The sequence below is a fragment of the uncultured Aurantimicrobium sp. genome (assembly GCF_936931525.1).
Classification (GTDB): Bacteria; Actinomycetota; Actinomycetes; order Actinomycetales; family Microbacteriaceae; genus Aurantimicrobium.
In genome coordinates, this window is sequence record NZ_CAKZII010000158.1 from 18,719 (window position 1) to 34,536 (window position 15,818).

Here is a 15,818-nt window from a genome sequence, read left to right on the forward strand (position 1 = left end):
GGAGAGGAGTGTGCAGATGTCCGGTCGAACCTATCGATCAACCCATGAGGCACTCTCCTCAGCGACCCCACAAAAACCCCGCAAAATCAAGCGAATAGCGGCACTTCCGGTAGCTCTTGCTGCTGTGACCAGCATGATTTTCACGGCACAATCTGCCTCGGCAGATCAGATCCCGAAGATTGAAAAGCTGCCTAAGGCTAATGCGGAGAACTCCCCCACCCTGTCAGCTTCCTCTCACAACACTTCTGCTGTCCTTCGCGCAGATAAATACACCGTTGTTGCAGGAGACACATTGCGAAGTATTGCCCAACTCCATGGCATCTCTTCAGCGGAGCTTCTTGCAGCTAACGGTTTGAGCTGGAAAACCATGATGTTTGCCGGCCAGCAACTCAACATTCCCGCGTCCACTAGTGGAACTGAATCGGCCGAAGTGGGAGAGAGTATTACCCGCCACAATGTCGCCTCAGGTGAGACCCTGGAAGCGATTGCACGCAGCTACGGCGTTCAGCCCAGAGCAATCATGACTGCCAACGGCCTCGACCGTTCAAGCCGTTTAGTAGTCGGTCAACGACTCGTTATTCCAGACGCAGGTCTGATGAGCAGCATGCCTGCTGTTGCCAGCGCGTAAAACGCCGGTGTTTCTCAGCGTTTTGCCCACTTCTCTTACATAGACTCGCGTTGTGACTACTGCCGCCGAAGACCCCATGATCGGTCGTCTTATCGACGGCAGATATCAGGTCAAGTCACGAATTGCTCGTGGAGGCATGGCGACGGTTTATCTCGCCACTGATTTACGCCTAGAGCGCCGCGTAGCCGTGAAGATTATGCACGGCCACCTCGCCGATGACAGCGCCTTCAAAGCACGCTTCGTGCAGGAGGCCCGTTCTGCAGCCCGTCTGGCACACCCCAACGTGGTCAACGTCTTCGACCAAGGTCAAGACTCTGACATGGCATATCTCGTCATGGAATACCTGCCTGGAATTACCCTGCGTGATCTGCTCAAGGATTACGGCAAGCTCACACCTGAGCAAACCGTGGACATCATGGATGCGGTTCTTCAAGGTCTAGCTGCTGCCCACGAATCAGGGATTGTCCACCGTGACTTGAAGCCTGAGAATGTTCTTCTGGCAGATGATGGGCGCATCAAGCTCGGTGACTTTGGTCTCGCCCGTGCCACCACGGCCAACACGGCATCTGGGCAAGCGCTGCTCGGAACAATTGCCTACCTCTCCCCTGAGCTCTTGACACGTGGCGTTGCCGATGCCCGAAGTGACATCTATGCCATCGGCATCATGATGTATGAAATGCTCACCGGTGAACAGCCATTCAAGGGCGAACAGCCCATGGCCGTTGCCTATCAGCACGCCAATGACAAGGTTCCGGCTCCCTCTGCTTCTAACCCTGCCATCCCCGTTGAACTTGACGAGATCGTCGAATGGGCAACCACGCGTTCCCCCGATGGTCGACCTGAGAATGCAGGGATTCTGCTGGATAAACTCCTCCAGGCAGAGAAGGTCATTCGCTCAGGCTCGAGCTACCAAGATCTCTCCACACAGCAGACCATGGTTATGCCTGCTGGCATGCTCATCGGTTCCGACGACGAGACCAAAGCATTTGGCACCGGGGCACTTGCTGGACTCAACCGCAAGCCCCCCGTCGATAACCCTGTTGCTGCACTGAAGGAAATCTCTTCCAACCGACGCAGCCGAGGTTTCTGGATATTTGGAATCACTATCGTCCTCGCTGTTCTCGGAGCAACCGCAGGCTGGTTCTTTAGCTCGGGTCCAGGATCGCTTGCCACCATTCCTGCAACTGCAGGCATGGCTCCGGCAGATGCTCAAGCCATCATTGAGAAAGCAGGCTTCACTGCCAAGGTTGTGGAGACGAACGATGCCACTGTGGCTGTGGGCAAGGTCATCGAGACCGACCCCAAGGGTGGCAGTTCCGTCACCCGCGGTGCAACGGTCAAGATCCTGGTTTCCCTCGGCCCCAAGATTGTGGATACTCCTGCTTTTGCCGGCATGACCGAAGCAGACGCCAAGAAAAAGGCTCAAGACCTAGGCTTCAAGCTCAAAGATCCCTCGCAACAGTTCTCAGCTGATGTTGCGAAGGGTTCTGTCATTGCAGCCGTTGACGGCAAGGGCGCTCCACTACCCGCAAAGTATCCTGTGGGCGGCGAAGTGCAGTTCGTTGTTTCCCTTGGGGCAATTCCACCCGTTGAGGGTTTGAGCGTTGCAGATGCCACCAAAGCATTGACAGATGCTGGTCTTGTCGTAGGCGCTACCAATGAAGAATTCAGCGACGTTGCCAAGGGAACTGTTCTTTCCCTTGCTGTGCCTGAGGGCGTTGTGACAAAGGGAACTAACGTCACTCTTGTCGTGTCTAAGGGCCCAGACCTCGTAACCGTTCCCAATGTAGTTGGAAAGTCCATTAAGGACGCCATCGCAGTTCTGGAAGCTGCTGGATTCGGGTTCTCAACTGAGGTCGATCAGGAACTGTGGGATGCCAAGGCTGTTCGAAGCCAGAACCCTGCAGGTGACAGCCAAGCGAAGCGTGGCGCCGTCGTCACCATCTCTAACCGCTAAAGCGGCGAAGATTATTCGCTAAGCCGAAGGCTTAGTGGCAATGCTGACGATCTTGGGTGCGCGCACAATCACGTTCACGATCTCGCGACCTTCGAGTGCTCGAACTACACCGGCAAGTTCACGTGCCTGAGCTTCAAGATCTGCCTCGGAAATATCAGGAGCGACGTCAAGACGGTCTCTCACCTTGCCATCAACCTGCACAACGCAAGTAACGGAGTCCTGAACCAGCAGTGCAGGGTCAGCAGCAGGCCACACAGCGTGTGCGACTGCAGGCTGGTGGCCCAGAGCTGACCACATGTCTTCTGCAGTGTAGGGAGCGTAAAGGTCCAGCATCATGGCAATGGTTTCTGCGGATTCGCGCACGGCAGGATCTGCTGCACCCACACCGGAGTCAATTGCCTTACGCGTCACGTTCACGTGTTCCATCAGACGTGCGACGAGAACGTTGAACTTGAAGCTTTCGATAAGTCCAGGGGCCTCGGCAAGGAGATGGTGGGTTGCCTTGCGCAACGCCTTGTCTCCCCCAGCAAAGTCCACTCCAGGTGCACTGGAAACGTCCTGGGCAATACGCCACGCACGAGCCAAGAAGCGGTTGCTGGCAGCTGGCGACACATCTGCCCAGTCAATGTCATCCTCAGGAGGACCAGCAAAGGCCATGGTCAAGCGCACAGCGTCAACACCGTGCTCTTCGAGCTGCTCAGAGAGCTTCACAATGTTGCCCTTGGACTTGCTCATTGCTGAGCCTTCCATGAGCACCATTCCCTGGTTGAGCAGGTTGGTGAAGGGCTCTTCAAAGTCAATGAAGCCAAGGTCGAAGAGGACCTTAGTAATGAATCGGGCATAGAGCAGGTGAAGAATGGCGTGAGTCACACCACCGACATACTGGTCAACCGGAGCCCACTTCTTCGCTTCTGCAGGATCGAAAGCCTGAGTGTCATCATTGGGCGACAGGAAGCGCAGGAAATACCACGAGCTGTCCACGAAGGTGTCCATGGTGTCCGGGTCGCGACGTGCTGGGCTGCCATCAATAGGGTTGGGCACATTGACCCAGTCCTCTGCAGCACCCAGTGGTGACGAACCCTTGGGCTGGAGGTTGAGCCCCTCTGTGGGTGGAAGCACAACAGGAAGCTGGTCTTCAGGGACAGGGATCTCTGTGCCATCTTCGGCGTGGATGATGGGGATGGGTGTTCCCCAGTAACGCTGACGAGAAATCAACCAGTCACGCAGGCGGAAGTTCTTTGCCGCCTTACCGGTGCCGCGTTCAGAGAGAATCTCGATTGCCTTGGCAATCGCATCCTTCTTGGTCAGACCATCGAGTTCACCAGAGTTGATGAGCTTTCCTTCGCCACCGGTGGCAACACCCGTAACGGCAGGGTTGTTATCGAGGACATTGCCATCTTCGTCAACGCCGGCAGGAACATCGACCACAATCTTGATGGGTAGGTCATAGGCACGAGCAAAGTCGAGGTCGCGCTGGTCATGAGCTGGCACTGCCATGACAGCACCGTGTCCGTAGTCTGCGAGAACGTAGTCAGCTGCCCAGATGGGTAGACGCTCCCCGTTGACTGGGTTGATGGCGTAGCGACCGAGGAAGACACCTGTCTTGGGACGATCAGTAGCCTGACGCTCGATTTCGGTGGCCTTCTGAACCTCGGTGAGGTAGTCGGTAAATGCTGCGTGAATCTCAGGAGTAGAACCAGCTGCCAGCTCGGTTGCGAGGTCTGCGTCGGGAGCAACAACCATGAAGGTTGCGCCGTGCAGAGTGTCGGGACGAGTGGTGAACACCGTCACAGGCAGGTCGCGGCCTTCGATGACGAAGTCAACATCTGCACCAATCGAGCGACCAATCCAGTTGCGCTGCATGGTGAGCACCTTGGCAGGCCACTGACCTTCGAGGGTGTCGAGATCATCGAGTAGGCGGTCTGCGTAATCAGTGATGCGGAAGTACCACTGGGTGAGCTTCTTCTTCACCACGATGGCGCCGGAACGCTCCGAGGTGCCATCTGGCATGACCTGCTCGTTGGCAAGAACGGTCTGGTCTACGGGGTCCCAGTTAACCCAGCTGTCCTTGCGATATGCCAAGCCCTTTTTATACATCTGCAGGAACAACCATTGGTTCCACTTGTAATACTCAGGGTCTGAAGTGTGAATGACACGGGACCAGTCAAAGCTGGTGGCATAACGGCGCATGGAGCGCTTCTGCTGGTCAATGTTGTCGTAGGTCCAAGTGACGGGGTTGAGGCCGCGCTTGATAGCTGCATTCTCGGCAGGAAGACCGAAGGAGTCCCAGCCGATGGGGTGCAGCACGTTGTGGTCACGGTGGCGCCAGTAACGCGCAATGACGTCACCCAGGGCGTATGCCTCAGCGTGACCCATGTGTAGGTCACCGGAGGGGTAAGGGAACATGTCGAGGACATACTTGCGTGGGCGCTCATCTGTGGGGTCGTCAGAGCGGAATGGCTGGATCTCATCCCAGATAGGAAGCCATTTTTCTTGAATTTCCGCGAAGTTATAGGTCGCGCCCTCGTTCTCAGACATCCTTCTAAGAATACTCGCTTGATGCGACCCCTAATGCCCGAAGCAGAGGTGCAACCTTCACCCAGGTTTCCTCAAGCTCTGCTCGAGGAACTGAACCGCTCGTAATTCCGCCACCGGTTCCAATTGAGGCGCCTGTAGAGGTAAGCACAATGCTTCTGATCACCATCGCGAGATTGGCAGCTCCATCAATACCGAAATACCCAAAGGCTCCGGAATACAGACCTCGAGGCCCTTGTTCGAGACCATGCAGAATGGTCATCGCACTTATTTTGGGAGCTCCCGTCATGGAACCGGCTGGAAAGCAGGCCTCCACTGCATCGACCGCTGTGAGCCCAGGTGCAAGTTCTGCCGAAACCGTCGAGACCAGTTGGTGAACGTGTTCATATGTTTCCACTTCAAGGAGTGAATCAACTTGCACTGTTCCCAGCTGCGCAACGCGTCCCACGTCATTACGCATGAGATCCACAATCATGAGGTTCTCTGCTCGTTCTTTCTCACTGGCCAGCAGTTCTTCGGCGAGCGCAGAGTCTTCACCAACATCATGTCCCCTGCGCCGTGTTCCCTTAATGGGCTTGGTGGTGAGATGCCCATCCGAATCAACGGTGAGAAAAACTTCGGGGCTACTGGATAACAGAGCAAGATCGTCCACCACGATGAGTCCCCCGTGATGACTGGGGTTTGCTTCTCTCAAGCGCAGGTACACCTCGAGAGGAGTGAAGTTGCCTGATACCTGCACTTCATTGGTGAGACAGAGTTGATATGCATCCCCTGCTGTGATGGCATCAAGACAGCTCTGGACGAGTTCTTGATAGTGCTCGGGGGAATGGCGCCACGAAACAGACGTTGGTTGAGCGTCAGGGGCGTCAAGAACTCGAGGAAGCTCCGCGCCTTCAAGCTGCTTCTCAATGTCAACACGTCGTTGTTCGAGGGCTTGGGCATCTCCCAGAACTAACAGGTCAAGAACGTGTCGTTCATGATCAAACTCCAATGCCCAATCAACAAAGACAAACAGGGCATCCGGTGATGGCGAATCGACAGTGGGCACACCTGCGGTGTGGGCGGCGAGTTCATAGCCCAACCATCCCACCCAGCCCAAGGAGAAACCTCCTTCATGGGCTTCCGTAGTGTCCACAGTGGCATCGTGCTCGAGGGCAGAACGGAGGCGTTCAAAGATGGTCACATCCCCGGCAGAGACACTTTCTCTGAGCTCTCGCTCGCTCGGGATAGAAATATAGGAAAGGCCAGTACTGGCATGGGGACCGGCGTCTAACCACACTGCTCGGGGCTGTGCGGCGGCAAGCGCGACATAGACAGCAGCTGGGTCAACCCACTGCGACATCCTCACGCGCTGAACTTGCCTGGTCACCGTACTAGCCTAGGGCTGTGGATGTCTTACGTTTTCGCTGGAATGGTAGTGAACTAGTTGACGTCACAGGAGCGCCTGAAATCCCTCTCTACGTCGCTGATTCATTTCTCCTCAATGAGGGCAAGGTAGTCGGATATCAGCGCCATCTTGAGCGTTTCACTTCCTCTGCCGAATTTCAGGGCTTAGTTCGCCCAGTGGATGCATTCCTCCAAGCGGTCACTTCTGCCCTCCCCCGCACGGGCAAACTTTTTCCGCGCATAGATCTGACTGAACGAGGCGAGCTGGAGCTCCATATCCGCCCTGCTCCCGAACTTCACGACAGCATCGTGCTGGCAACAGCGACCCACGATCCACGTGTTGAGCCCAGCATTAAGGGTCCAGATATCCCTGCCCTGGCAACACTTCGATCTGCAGCACAGTCATCAGGTGCTGGCGATGCAGTCATTCTTGATGCTCAGGGACGCATTATTGACGGGGCAACCACCTGCCTGATGTGGTTCACCGAGGGCGAGCTGCACGTTCCTCCTGCCGAAGCCATTCGAGTAGACAGCACAACAGTTGCTGCAGCTCGCGAACTGGCCGCTAAGGGTGGGCTCAACGTCTGTGAAATGTGGGCAACACCGCAAGATTTAGAGGGCGTCGAGCTCTATGCCCTCAATGCACTTCACGGCATACGTTCAGTAAATTCGTGGGTAGATGGGCCATCCTTAATCGTGAATCCAGAGCGGCTCATGCACTGGCGTCAGCAATATGACCTTCTTGCTCACGAATTGCCGGAGGCCTGATGAACGAGATCATCAACAACATCCTCTCTGCTGTTGCCTCCGTCGATCCCGTGACGCGAACATTGCTCTCTGCGTTGTTCATCATGTTGGAAACGTCGTTTCTGGTTGGTCTCGTCATCCCCGGTGACACGGTGGTGCTCATTTCCAGCACGGCCATTACCAACCTGCAGGAATATGTCTTCATGGTGGTGATGGTCATCGTGGGATCACTCACGGGTGAAACCATCGGTTTCTTTGTCGGGAAGTATTTCGGTCCACATATTCGCCGTTCTTGGCTTGGTAGAAAACTCGGACCGCATCGCTGGGAGCAAGCAGAAAACTACATTGACCGCCGTGGCGGCATCGCCGTGTTCTTGAGCCGTTTTCTTCCTGTCCTCCACTCGTTGATTCCCTTGACAGTGGGCATGACAAAGATGAAATATCGCACCTTCATTGCCTGGACAGCTGCTGCATGTGTGATTTGGACTTTTGTCTATGTCACCCTGGCCGCAGTCCTCAAAGACCAATACGAAGCATTCGCTGCAAAGTATGAGTGGGCAGGTTTCCTCTTCATCGGGATCGTCATTGCGTTCATCGTGGCTGTATCCCTGATTAAGAAGCGGGTAGAGAAGAGCCAAGAGAAGTTCATGGAAACTCCTGGTGACCACGACTCAAGCACTGTAGAGAACCCTCTGGGTTCCTAATCTCTGACAAACTGAGTGACGTGAAGTCGAGTAAACCTACGAGTGCTGCAGAGCTGACCCAAGATGTCATGCACCGTGCTGCACGCATCGAGGACAGCTTCCACGCATACCGAGAAAAGCGCGCCCGTAAACGCGGTTATGCCGTTACCGTGGTGCCCTATCCCGGATATGGCTCAACTGAGTGGGTTCGAGTACTTTCCCGAGTCTTATTGACACGTAACCCTCGTCCAGGCTCGCGCGCAGCACGCAAAATGAAGAAGCGCTCTGAAAGCGTGCGCGGATGGCGCTCTTTTGTTGCGGTCCCCGTCAACGATGTTTCGGTAACCATCACCATCAACAACATTCATACCGTGGTCAAAGCAGACCGTGGTGGAGTAGTTGATGTCCAAATTCCTATGAAACTCTCACCCGGAATGCACACCGTGCAACTCCAGGCAGAGGGCTCTGAAGTTACCGAGTCAACCATTCATGTCATCTCCCCCAAGGTCACAGTTGGACTGGTCTCTGACGTGGATGACACTGTCATGGTGACTGCTCTTCCTCGCCCGTTCTTGGCCGCCTGGAACTCGTTCGTTCTCGATGAACATGCCCGCGTCCCCACCCCCGGCATGGCAGTGTTCCTTTCACGCATTGCCGCCATCCAAGAAGAGATGCCTGTGATGTATCTCTCCACAGGTGCATGGAATGTCGCACCAACTCTGCGCCGTTTCCTCGGTCGCAATCTGTATCCCAAGGGGACCCTGCTGCTCACGGATTGGGGTCCCACCCACGACCGCATGTTCCGTTCTGGAAGGGCACATAAGGAAACTCAATTACGCCGTTTGGCGTCTGAATTCCCGAAGATTAAGTGGATTTTGGTCGGAGATGACGGCCAGCACGATGAAGCGATCTATGCAGCTTTTGAAAAAGAGCACCCAGAAAGTGTGAAAGCTGTCGCCATCCGTCAGCTCTCCAACGGTGAAGCCGTGCTTGCCGGTGGACGCAAAAAGGCTGAAGAACACATTCAAGCCGGTGATGCCCCGTGGGTTTATGCCCCCGATGGTGCTGGATTGTCAGCACAGCTTTCAGACTTCAACGTTCTCTAACTAGGCAGAGATAAATTCCTCGAACTGGGGAAGATCAGCATGCTTCACGCGCACAATCATGCGCGTTCCGCCCTCTTCATAGTCGGTCGAATCCACAACTGCTTTGGCATGCAGTGCCGAGACAATTTCTCCCCGCTCATAAGGCACTAACAAGTTCAACGGAACATCTGGCGTGGGAATTCGCTCGGCGATGACCTGCAGAACTTCATCGATTCCTTCACCTGTGCGTGCAGAGGCAAAGATGGCGGAGGGTTCTAGGCCTCGAAGAAGCAACCGAGTGTTGTCATCGATGAGATCGCTCTTGTTGAAGACAATCTGCTCAGGAATATCTGACGCTTCAGCTTCACCAATCACGTCACGGACGGTGCGAATCTGGGATGCAGGGTCCGGGTGAGAAGCGTCTACGACGTGAACGATTAAGTCTGCATCTGCGACTTCTTCAATTGTTGAGCGAAACGCTTCAACGAGTTGGTGTGGCAGGTTTCGCACGAAGCCGACTGTGTCAACAAGGGTGTAGTTGCGGCCGTCTTCGGTCTGTGCCTGTCGCACCGTGGCATCCAGGGTGGCAAAAAGTGCGTTCTCAACAAGTACACCTGCACGGGTAATGCGGTTGAGAAGGGATGACTTTCCCGCGTTGGTGTATCCCGTGATGGCGACAGAGGGCACCGAGTTGCGCTTGCGGTTGGCGCGCTTGGTGTCTCGAGCAGGCTTCATGGCTTCGATCTGCTTGCGCAACTTGGCCATACGGGTGTTGATGCGTCGGCGATCGAGTTCAATCTTGGTTTCACCAGGACCACGGGAGCCCATACCGGCGCCGCCACTACCCACCTGGCCACCGGCCTGTCGAGACATGGATTCACCCCAGCCACGCAGACGGGGAAGCATGTATTGCATCTGGGCAAGCTCAACTTGGGCTTTACCCTCGCGGCTCTTGGCGTGCTGGCTGAAAATATCCAAGATAACCGCGGTGCGGTCAATGACCTTGACCTTCACCTCATCCTCAAGCGCACGGCGCTGGGAGGGGGCAAGTTCTGTATCTGCCACGACAGTGTCGGCGCCAAGGGCGGCTACAAGGTCGCGCAGTTCTTGAGTCTTTCCTCGACCAAGATAAGTAGCAGGGTCTGGCATGGGACGCATCTGCATCACACCATCGAGGACCTGAGCGCCCGCTGTTTCACACAGTGCCGCAAGCTCTCGCATCGAGTTCTCGCCATCTTCGACCTGTCCCTTGGGATACACGCCGATGAGGACGACATTCTCAAGTCGAACCTGACGGTATTCGACTTCAGTAACGTCCTCGAGTTCGGTGGATAACCCTTGAACTCGACGCAGGGAAATACGGTCAGCCAGATCCTGCTGCTCACCGTCAAAGCTTCGATCATGATCTGAGGACGAAGAATCATCAAGTGCTTGTGCCCGGCCAGACGAAAACACGGAAACACGTGCCCGGTCCGTTTTCTCCGCAGCACGGGAGAGAACGCGGTCAACGATGTCGTCAGAGGACTCAGTAGTCATTGCTTCAAAGATATCGCTCTTGACTGTGAACCATTCCCAGCTTGAGCACTCTCCAAGATCGTAGTTTCACCATCAGATGAACCGTTACAGCCGTTGAGCTGTCCGTCCGCACCCGATAAACTCTGGATACGGTCTGCGTCACCACGCAGACCATTTCTATGAGGAGTTCCTGTGTCTACGCCAAACCCCACCGCATCTTCATCCAAACTTCCTTGGATTATCGTCAGCGCCCTTGCCGCTGTCATTGTGATTGCATTGGTGACGTTTGTGGTGGTTTCTAACGGCGCACCCAAGCCTGAGCCCACAAACTCAGGCATCCCTACTGTGACACCAACGCCCCACCCCACGGCAACACCTACGAAGACGCCGACTCCCACGGTCACTCCCACACCGACTCCAACGCCCACTAAAACAGCGACTCCCACTCCCACTCCGAGCCCCACAGTTGTTCCTGTAACTGCCTGGGCGGACAAGACCTACGGCACATTCTCACCAGTGAGCCGTACCAACCAAACTGGAACCAAGGTTGTGGACTTTGGCAACAACATCACTGCTGGTGTCGTCAAGGTTGACACCACGAACCTCAATGATGTTCCTTTCGTCGTAGAGGTGCTCGCGACAGACAACGTGACAGTGATCGACACCATTGTGTCTTCCGCGGGAACCTATGACGGAACGGTTGCGTTTGGCCTTGCTGGCTATGGAAGTGACACCGCTGGCGCTCTCAAAATCACTACAGCATCTGATGTGACCTGGTCCATCTTGATCTCCCCTGTTTCCAGCGCAGCACAGGGCCCCTTGTCGGCACCAAGTTCAACCAGTGGTGACCTCGTCTACTTGTATGCAGGTGCTGCAGCAACATTGCACGCACAGACGTTCACTCCGGATCAGGGCATTGTGGTTACCCAGTACTTTGGCCCCACAACCGCTGCTCTGACCCTGGTTAATTCCACAACTATGGTTGACCAGCGCGGCCCCATCTCTGCTGGTCCTTCCGTCGTCACCATCAAGGCAGACGGTTCGTGGAACGTCACCGTCAACTAATCTGAAGATATGACCGAGAAGAAGACCGAGCACTACTTTTCGGCACAGCCAGTAGGCGAATTCCGAAGTACTGAGATTGCTGTGCGCTTGGCGCACGGTGATTACACCGTGGAGACTGCGGGAAGTATTTTCAGCCCAGATCACATCGATGCAGGTACTGAACAGCTGCTCTATAGCGTTCCTACCCCTGACACTTCAGGAAACTTCCTGGATCTTGGCTGTGGCTGGGGCCCCTTGGCACTCACGCTTGCACTCGAGGCTCCAGAAGCTGCAATCTACGCCGTTGACGTGAATGAGCGCGCACTTGAGCTGACCCGAAGGAATGCGGCACGGTTGGGTCTTTCCAACATCACCGTTGGTCTTCCAGATTCTTTCGACACGAACCTGAGCTTTGACCTGATCTGGTCTAACCCTCCCATTCGCGTGGGCAAGGCTGAACTGCACGAGATCATGACCACGTGGCTCCCCCGCCTCACCGTCGATGGTGTGGCATACCTCGTGGTGGCAAAGCATCTCGGTGCTGATTCGTTCGAGAAATGGCTTGGCACACAGTTCGAGGGAACACACGAAGTCACTCGTGAGGACACCCGGAAGGGTTTCCGGATCATCAAGGTAGTTCGAACGAACTAAGGAAGCTTCGGCAATTCCAAGTTCACCGATGCGCCCAAGATGGCGCATCGTGCGGAGATACCCACACCGGAAGCAATAAAACCTGCAACGTCTGGCTGATTACCGTCAACGACAGATTGTGCGTTCTTCTTGAGCTCGGTTACAGCTTCAGTCAGTTGCTTATCGGTAGCTTTGCTCAAGACCGCATCCAGCTGAGTAGGAATGTTGATGAAGGCGGAAGGTAGCCCCGCAATATCACCAGAACTCAGTGCAGTGTTGAGAGTATTCCAGGTGGTCCCGACAGCTTCGCAGGCAGCAGTATTGACTTGCTTATCACTGGCATCCAAGCTGGGAATCTGGTCACACCCCGCAAGAGTGAGCACGGCAAGTGATGCTACTGACAGGCTCCAGATGGCCTTGTGTGATGTTTTCATCGAGATTTAGGCCAGTTCTACTGTTCCGGTGTACACAAGCTCCGCTGGGCCTGACAGAGCGACATGTTCTCCCTCTTCCGTGGGGAACATGCGCACGGCAAGGGTTCCTCCTGGAACGTCAACACGCCAGTTATGGGGAGCACCCTCGCCCGCCCAGTGCCGTGTAGCTAAAGCCGCTGCAACAACACCCGTTCCGCACGACAGCGTCTCACCCGATCCGCGTTCGTGGACACGCATGCGGATGTGTCCCACACCGTCTTTCACGAGAGGGTCATGAGGGACGACGAGCTCAACATTGGCACCTTCGGAGAGCTCAGGTTCCAATCTGGGAGCTGAGCTCAGATCTGCGGCATCAAGTTCCGCATCGTCAGCAAATGCCGCAATGACATGTGGGTTGCCCACGTTAATGCCCACGCCAGGGCGGGCAACAGGAACACCAGCGACCTTCACGACAGGCTCACCGCCGTCAAAGCTCCAACGACCCATATCAACTTGGAACTGCGTTCCCTGTGCGGTGAGGTCACGCACCCCAGCACGAGTACCAATGGCGAGGGTCTCTCCACGGTTGATGGAAGCTAAACCCGTTTCGAGCAAATACTTGGCATACACACGAATACCGTTGCCACACATCTCGGAGAGTGAGCCATCGGAGTTGTAGTAGTCCATGAACCACTCGGCTGCAGAGTCTTCGGCAAGCGCAGCAGCACCTGCAGGATCCATAACGATCTGGCCAGGTTCGTGTTTACGATTGAGCTTGCTGCTCTTCACTGCGCGAATCACACCATCAGCACCAATGCCGAAGTGGCGATCACACAACGCTGCAATCTGACTCGGGGTCAGTGGAAGTTCACCCTCAGGGTCGCTATAGAGAACGAAATCGTTCCCGGTTCCGTGTCCCTTAGTGAAGTGCAACGATATTGCCATGACTCCAGCTTAAAGGCTCAACCGGGAGATCACCTGTGAGACGTTGTCCACGCCACCGGCAGGGAGCCACTCCAGGTCTGCATAACGCTTGAACCAACTGACCTGGCGACGGGCATATCGACGGGTAATGGACTGTGTCTCTTCGATAGCTTCAGATTGCGTCATCTCACCGGCAAGCTCTGCAAGTGCTTGGGCATATCCAATAGCCCTGCGAGCGGTAATGCCTCGTTCGATTCCCAGTGGAATGAGCTTCTGCACCTCATCAAGAAGACCGTCAGCCCACATCTTCTCCACACGGCGATCTAAACGCTCGACGAGAACCTCTCGGTCTTCAGCCAAACCAGCAATCACCGTTGAGCGCCAATAGACGGCCTCTTCGGGCAGAGTTCCTAGTGCCGCAGTGCTTCCCGTCACTTCTAGTACTTCTAGTGCTCTGACTACCCTGCGTGAATTCTGCTGATCTATGCGCTCTGCCGCTTCGGGAGCTAATTCCTTCAAGCGTTGAAACAACGCGCCTGAACCTAGCTCTTCAAGCTCTTGCTCCAGACGCTCCCTGATCACGTCGTCATGGCCTGGAAAGTCAAAATCAAACAGAACACTGCTGACGTAGAGCCCCGAACCACCGACCAAGATTGCCAGATTGCCTCGGGAATTGATGTCCACAATGGCCTCGCGGGCCCGTGCTTGATAATCCGCAACGGCAGCTTCATCCGTGACCTGGAGAACATCGAACATGTGGTGCGCAATTCCGCGACGTTCAGTTACAGGTAATTTGGCGGTGCCAATATCCATGCCGGCATAGAGCTGCATGGCATCCGCATTAACAATCTCAACGCCATGACCTTGTGCAATAAGTGCCTCTGCCACGTCCAAGGACAACTCAGACTTACCTGTCCCGGTAGCTCCCACAATCGCAAGGATCTGGGTTTTCTCGCTCACGCTAGCGTTGTCCGTCGTCGAGGTCGTAGATCGGCGCAGTAGAAACCCGAAGGCTTGGCATTCCTAATCCCACAACGGGAATGGAAGTTGAGCCTAAGTTCTTGGCCCCTCCAGTACTGGGAACACCACAGCTCTCGGCTTGTTCACGGTCCCAGGCATCTCCAGCGATGGTGCGTCGCACCTTCAATGGAGATCCGGTGGGGTCGTCAGCAAGAAGGTGGAAAGGTGCTGCTTCAGTGATTGTCACTGTGACGATATCTCCAGGGCGTGGAACCTCACTACCGGGAGTCACTTCGAAGTGCACAAGGCGAGAATCTTCAGCACGGCCGCTCATGCGCTCTGTGGCACTGTCTTTACGACCTTCACCGTTGGCAACCAAGACATGAACTTCTCGGCCAATTTGTGCCTTGTTTTCTTGCCATGCAATGTCGTTTTGGAACTTGAGCAGACGCTCATAGCGTTCCTGCACAACTGCCTTGGGGATTTGCCCTTCCATCTCCGCTGCCGGAGTCCCCGGACGCTTGGAGTATTGGAAAGTAAAGGCGGTAGCAAAGCGTGCTTCTGCCACGACCCGCATGGTTTCTTCGAAGTCTTCCTCTGTTTCACCAGGGAATCCCACAATGATGTCTGTGCTGATCGCCGCGTGAGGCATTGCCTCTCTCACGCGCTGGAGAATTCCTAAGAACTTCTCACTGCGGTAACTGCGACGCATTGCTTTGAGGACGTTGTCCGAGCCTGACTGCAGTGGCATGTGCAGTTGAGGCATAACGTTATGCGTCTCTGCCATGGCAGCAATCACGTCATCGGTGAAAGCAGCGGGGTGTGGGCTGGTGAAGCGTACGCGCTCCAGCCCCTCAATCTCACCGCATGCTCGCAACAGCTTGGCAAAAGCACCCTTGTCACCAAACTCAACACCGTAGGTGTTCACGTTTTGCCCAAGAAGTGTGACCTCAATGGCACCCTGATCAACGAGTGCCTTGACTTCATTGAGAACTTCCCCTGGACGGCGGTCGCGTTCTTTGCCTCGGAGGCTGGGCACGATGCAGAAGGTGCAGGTGTTGTTACATCCCACTGAAATGGAAACCCACCCCGAATATGTCGAATCGCGCTTAGTAGGAAGGGTTGAGGGGAAAGTTTCGAGAGATTCTAGAATCTCAATCTCAGCTTTGTGATTGTGACGTGAACGCTCGAGAAGACTTGGCAGTGAGCCCATGTTGTGGGTTCCAAACACCACGTCAACCCAGGGTGCTTTCTTCAGAAGCAGTGCTTGATCTTTCTGAGCTAAGCAGCCGCCCACGGCAATCTGCAGGC

At 55.2% G+C, this 15,818-nt stretch carries 14 protein-coding genes; 7 read left to right on the forward strand and 7 right to left on the reverse strand.

Annotated features, from left to right (window positions below):
• The first annotated feature begins 16 nt into the window (after positions 1-16).
• Together Q0362_RS07925 and pknB are read left to right on the forward strand one after the other, a co-directional pair.
• Positions 17-628, forward strand: a complete 612-nt coding sequence (locus tag Q0362_RS07925) for a LysM domain-containing protein (RefSeq protein WP_298122304.1) — start codon at positions 17-19, stop codon at positions 626-628.
• A gap of 52 nt (positions 629-680) precedes the next feature.
• Complete coding sequence (gene pknB, locus Q0362_RS07930; protein ID WP_298122307.1) at positions 681-2,585, forward strand: Stk1 family PASTA domain-containing Ser/Thr kinase; 1,905 nt, start codon at positions 681-683, stop codon at positions 2,583-2,585.
• An 18-nt stretch (positions 2,586-2,603) separates the two neighbouring features.
• Here pknB and leuS read toward each other — a convergent pair whose 3' ends face one another.
• Together leuS and pabB are read right to left on the reverse strand one after the other, a co-directional pair.
• Entirely contained in the window at positions 2,604-5,123 is a 2,520-nt protein-coding gene (gene leuS / locus Q0362_RS07935; RefSeq protein WP_298122312.1) for a leucine--tRNA ligase, read from the reverse strand.
• A 4-nt stretch (positions 5,124-5,127) separates the two neighbouring features.
• On the reverse strand, positions 5,128-6,489 hold the full coding sequence (pabB, locus tag Q0362_RS07940; protein ID WP_298122317.1) for an aminodeoxychorismate synthase component I: 1,362 nt from the start codon (positions 6,487-6,489) through the stop codon (positions 5,128-5,130).
• A gap of 17 nt (positions 6,490-6,506) precedes the next feature.
• On the opposite strand from pabB, the gene Q0362_RS07945 reads away from it, so the two are divergent.
• From Q0362_RS07945 to Q0362_RS07955, 3 genes are read left to right on the forward strand one after another with little or no spacing between them, the layout of a single operon-like run.
• A complete protein-coding gene (locus tag Q0362_RS07945) occupies positions 6,507-7,274 on the forward strand; it encodes an aminotransferase class IV (RefSeq protein ID WP_298122322.1) in 768 nt (255 codons plus the stop codon).
• Positions 7,274-7,957, forward strand: coding sequence for a DedA family protein (locus Q0362_RS07950; RefSeq protein WP_298122324.1), 684 nt, complete (start codon positions 7,274-7,276; stop codon positions 7,955-7,957). Before Q0362_RS07945 ends, Q0362_RS07950 begins: the two co-directional genes overlap by 1 nt.
• Positions 7,958-7,977: 20 nt before the next feature.
• Positions 7,978-9,042, forward strand: coding sequence for a phosphatase domain-containing protein (locus Q0362_RS07955; protein WP_366099793.1), 1,065 nt, complete (start codon positions 7,978-7,980; stop codon positions 9,040-9,042).
• Here the strand turns inward: Q0362_RS07955 and hflX are convergent, their stop codons facing one another.
• On the reverse strand, positions 9,043-10,557 hold the full coding sequence (hflX, locus tag Q0362_RS07960) for a GTPase HflX (RefSeq protein WP_298122328.1): 1,515 nt from the start codon (positions 10,555-10,557) through the stop codon (positions 9,043-9,045). It abuts the gene before it with no gap.
• A gap of 171 nt (positions 10,558-10,728) precedes the next feature.
• On the opposite strand from hflX, the gene Q0362_RS07965 reads away from it, so the two are divergent.
• Complete coding sequence (locus Q0362_RS07965) at positions 10,729-11,601, forward strand: hypothetical protein (RefSeq protein ID WP_298122332.1); 873 nt, start codon at positions 10,729-10,731, stop codon at positions 11,599-11,601.
• A 9-nt stretch (positions 11,602-11,610) separates the two neighbouring features.
• Positions 11,611-12,231: a class I SAM-dependent methyltransferase gene (locus Q0362_RS07970; RefSeq protein ID WP_298122337.1), complete on the forward strand. Its 621-nt coding sequence runs from the start codon at positions 11,611-11,613 to the stop codon at positions 12,229-12,231.
• Here Q0362_RS07970 and Q0362_RS07975 read toward each other — a convergent pair.
• The 4 genes from Q0362_RS07975 to miaB all read right to left on the reverse strand — a co-directional run.
• The gene (locus tag Q0362_RS07975) at positions 12,228-12,644 is read right to left on the reverse strand and encodes a hypothetical protein (protein ID WP_298122340.1); all 417 of its coding nucleotides are present in this window, start codon (positions 12,642-12,644) and stop codon (positions 12,228-12,230) included. The genes Q0362_RS07970 and Q0362_RS07975 overlap by 4 nt on opposite strands.
• Before the next feature lie 6 nt (positions 12,645-12,650).
• Complete coding sequence (dapF, locus tag Q0362_RS07980) at positions 12,651-13,568, reverse strand: diaminopimelate epimerase (RefSeq protein ID WP_298122345.1); 918 nt, start codon at positions 13,566-13,568, stop codon at positions 12,651-12,653.
• Between the two features lie 9 nt (positions 13,569-13,577).
• Complete coding sequence (gene miaA / locus Q0362_RS07985; protein WP_298122350.1) at positions 13,578-14,507, reverse strand: tRNA (adenosine(37)-N6)-dimethylallyltransferase MiaA; 930 nt, start codon at positions 14,505-14,507, stop codon at positions 13,578-13,580.
• A gap of 1 nt (position 14,508) precedes the next feature.
• On the reverse strand, positions 14,509-15,818 hold a 1,310-nt coding region (gene miaB, locus Q0362_RS07990; RefSeq protein WP_298122353.1), incomplete at its 5' end, for a tRNA (N6-isopentenyl adenosine(37)-C2)-methylthiotransferase MiaB.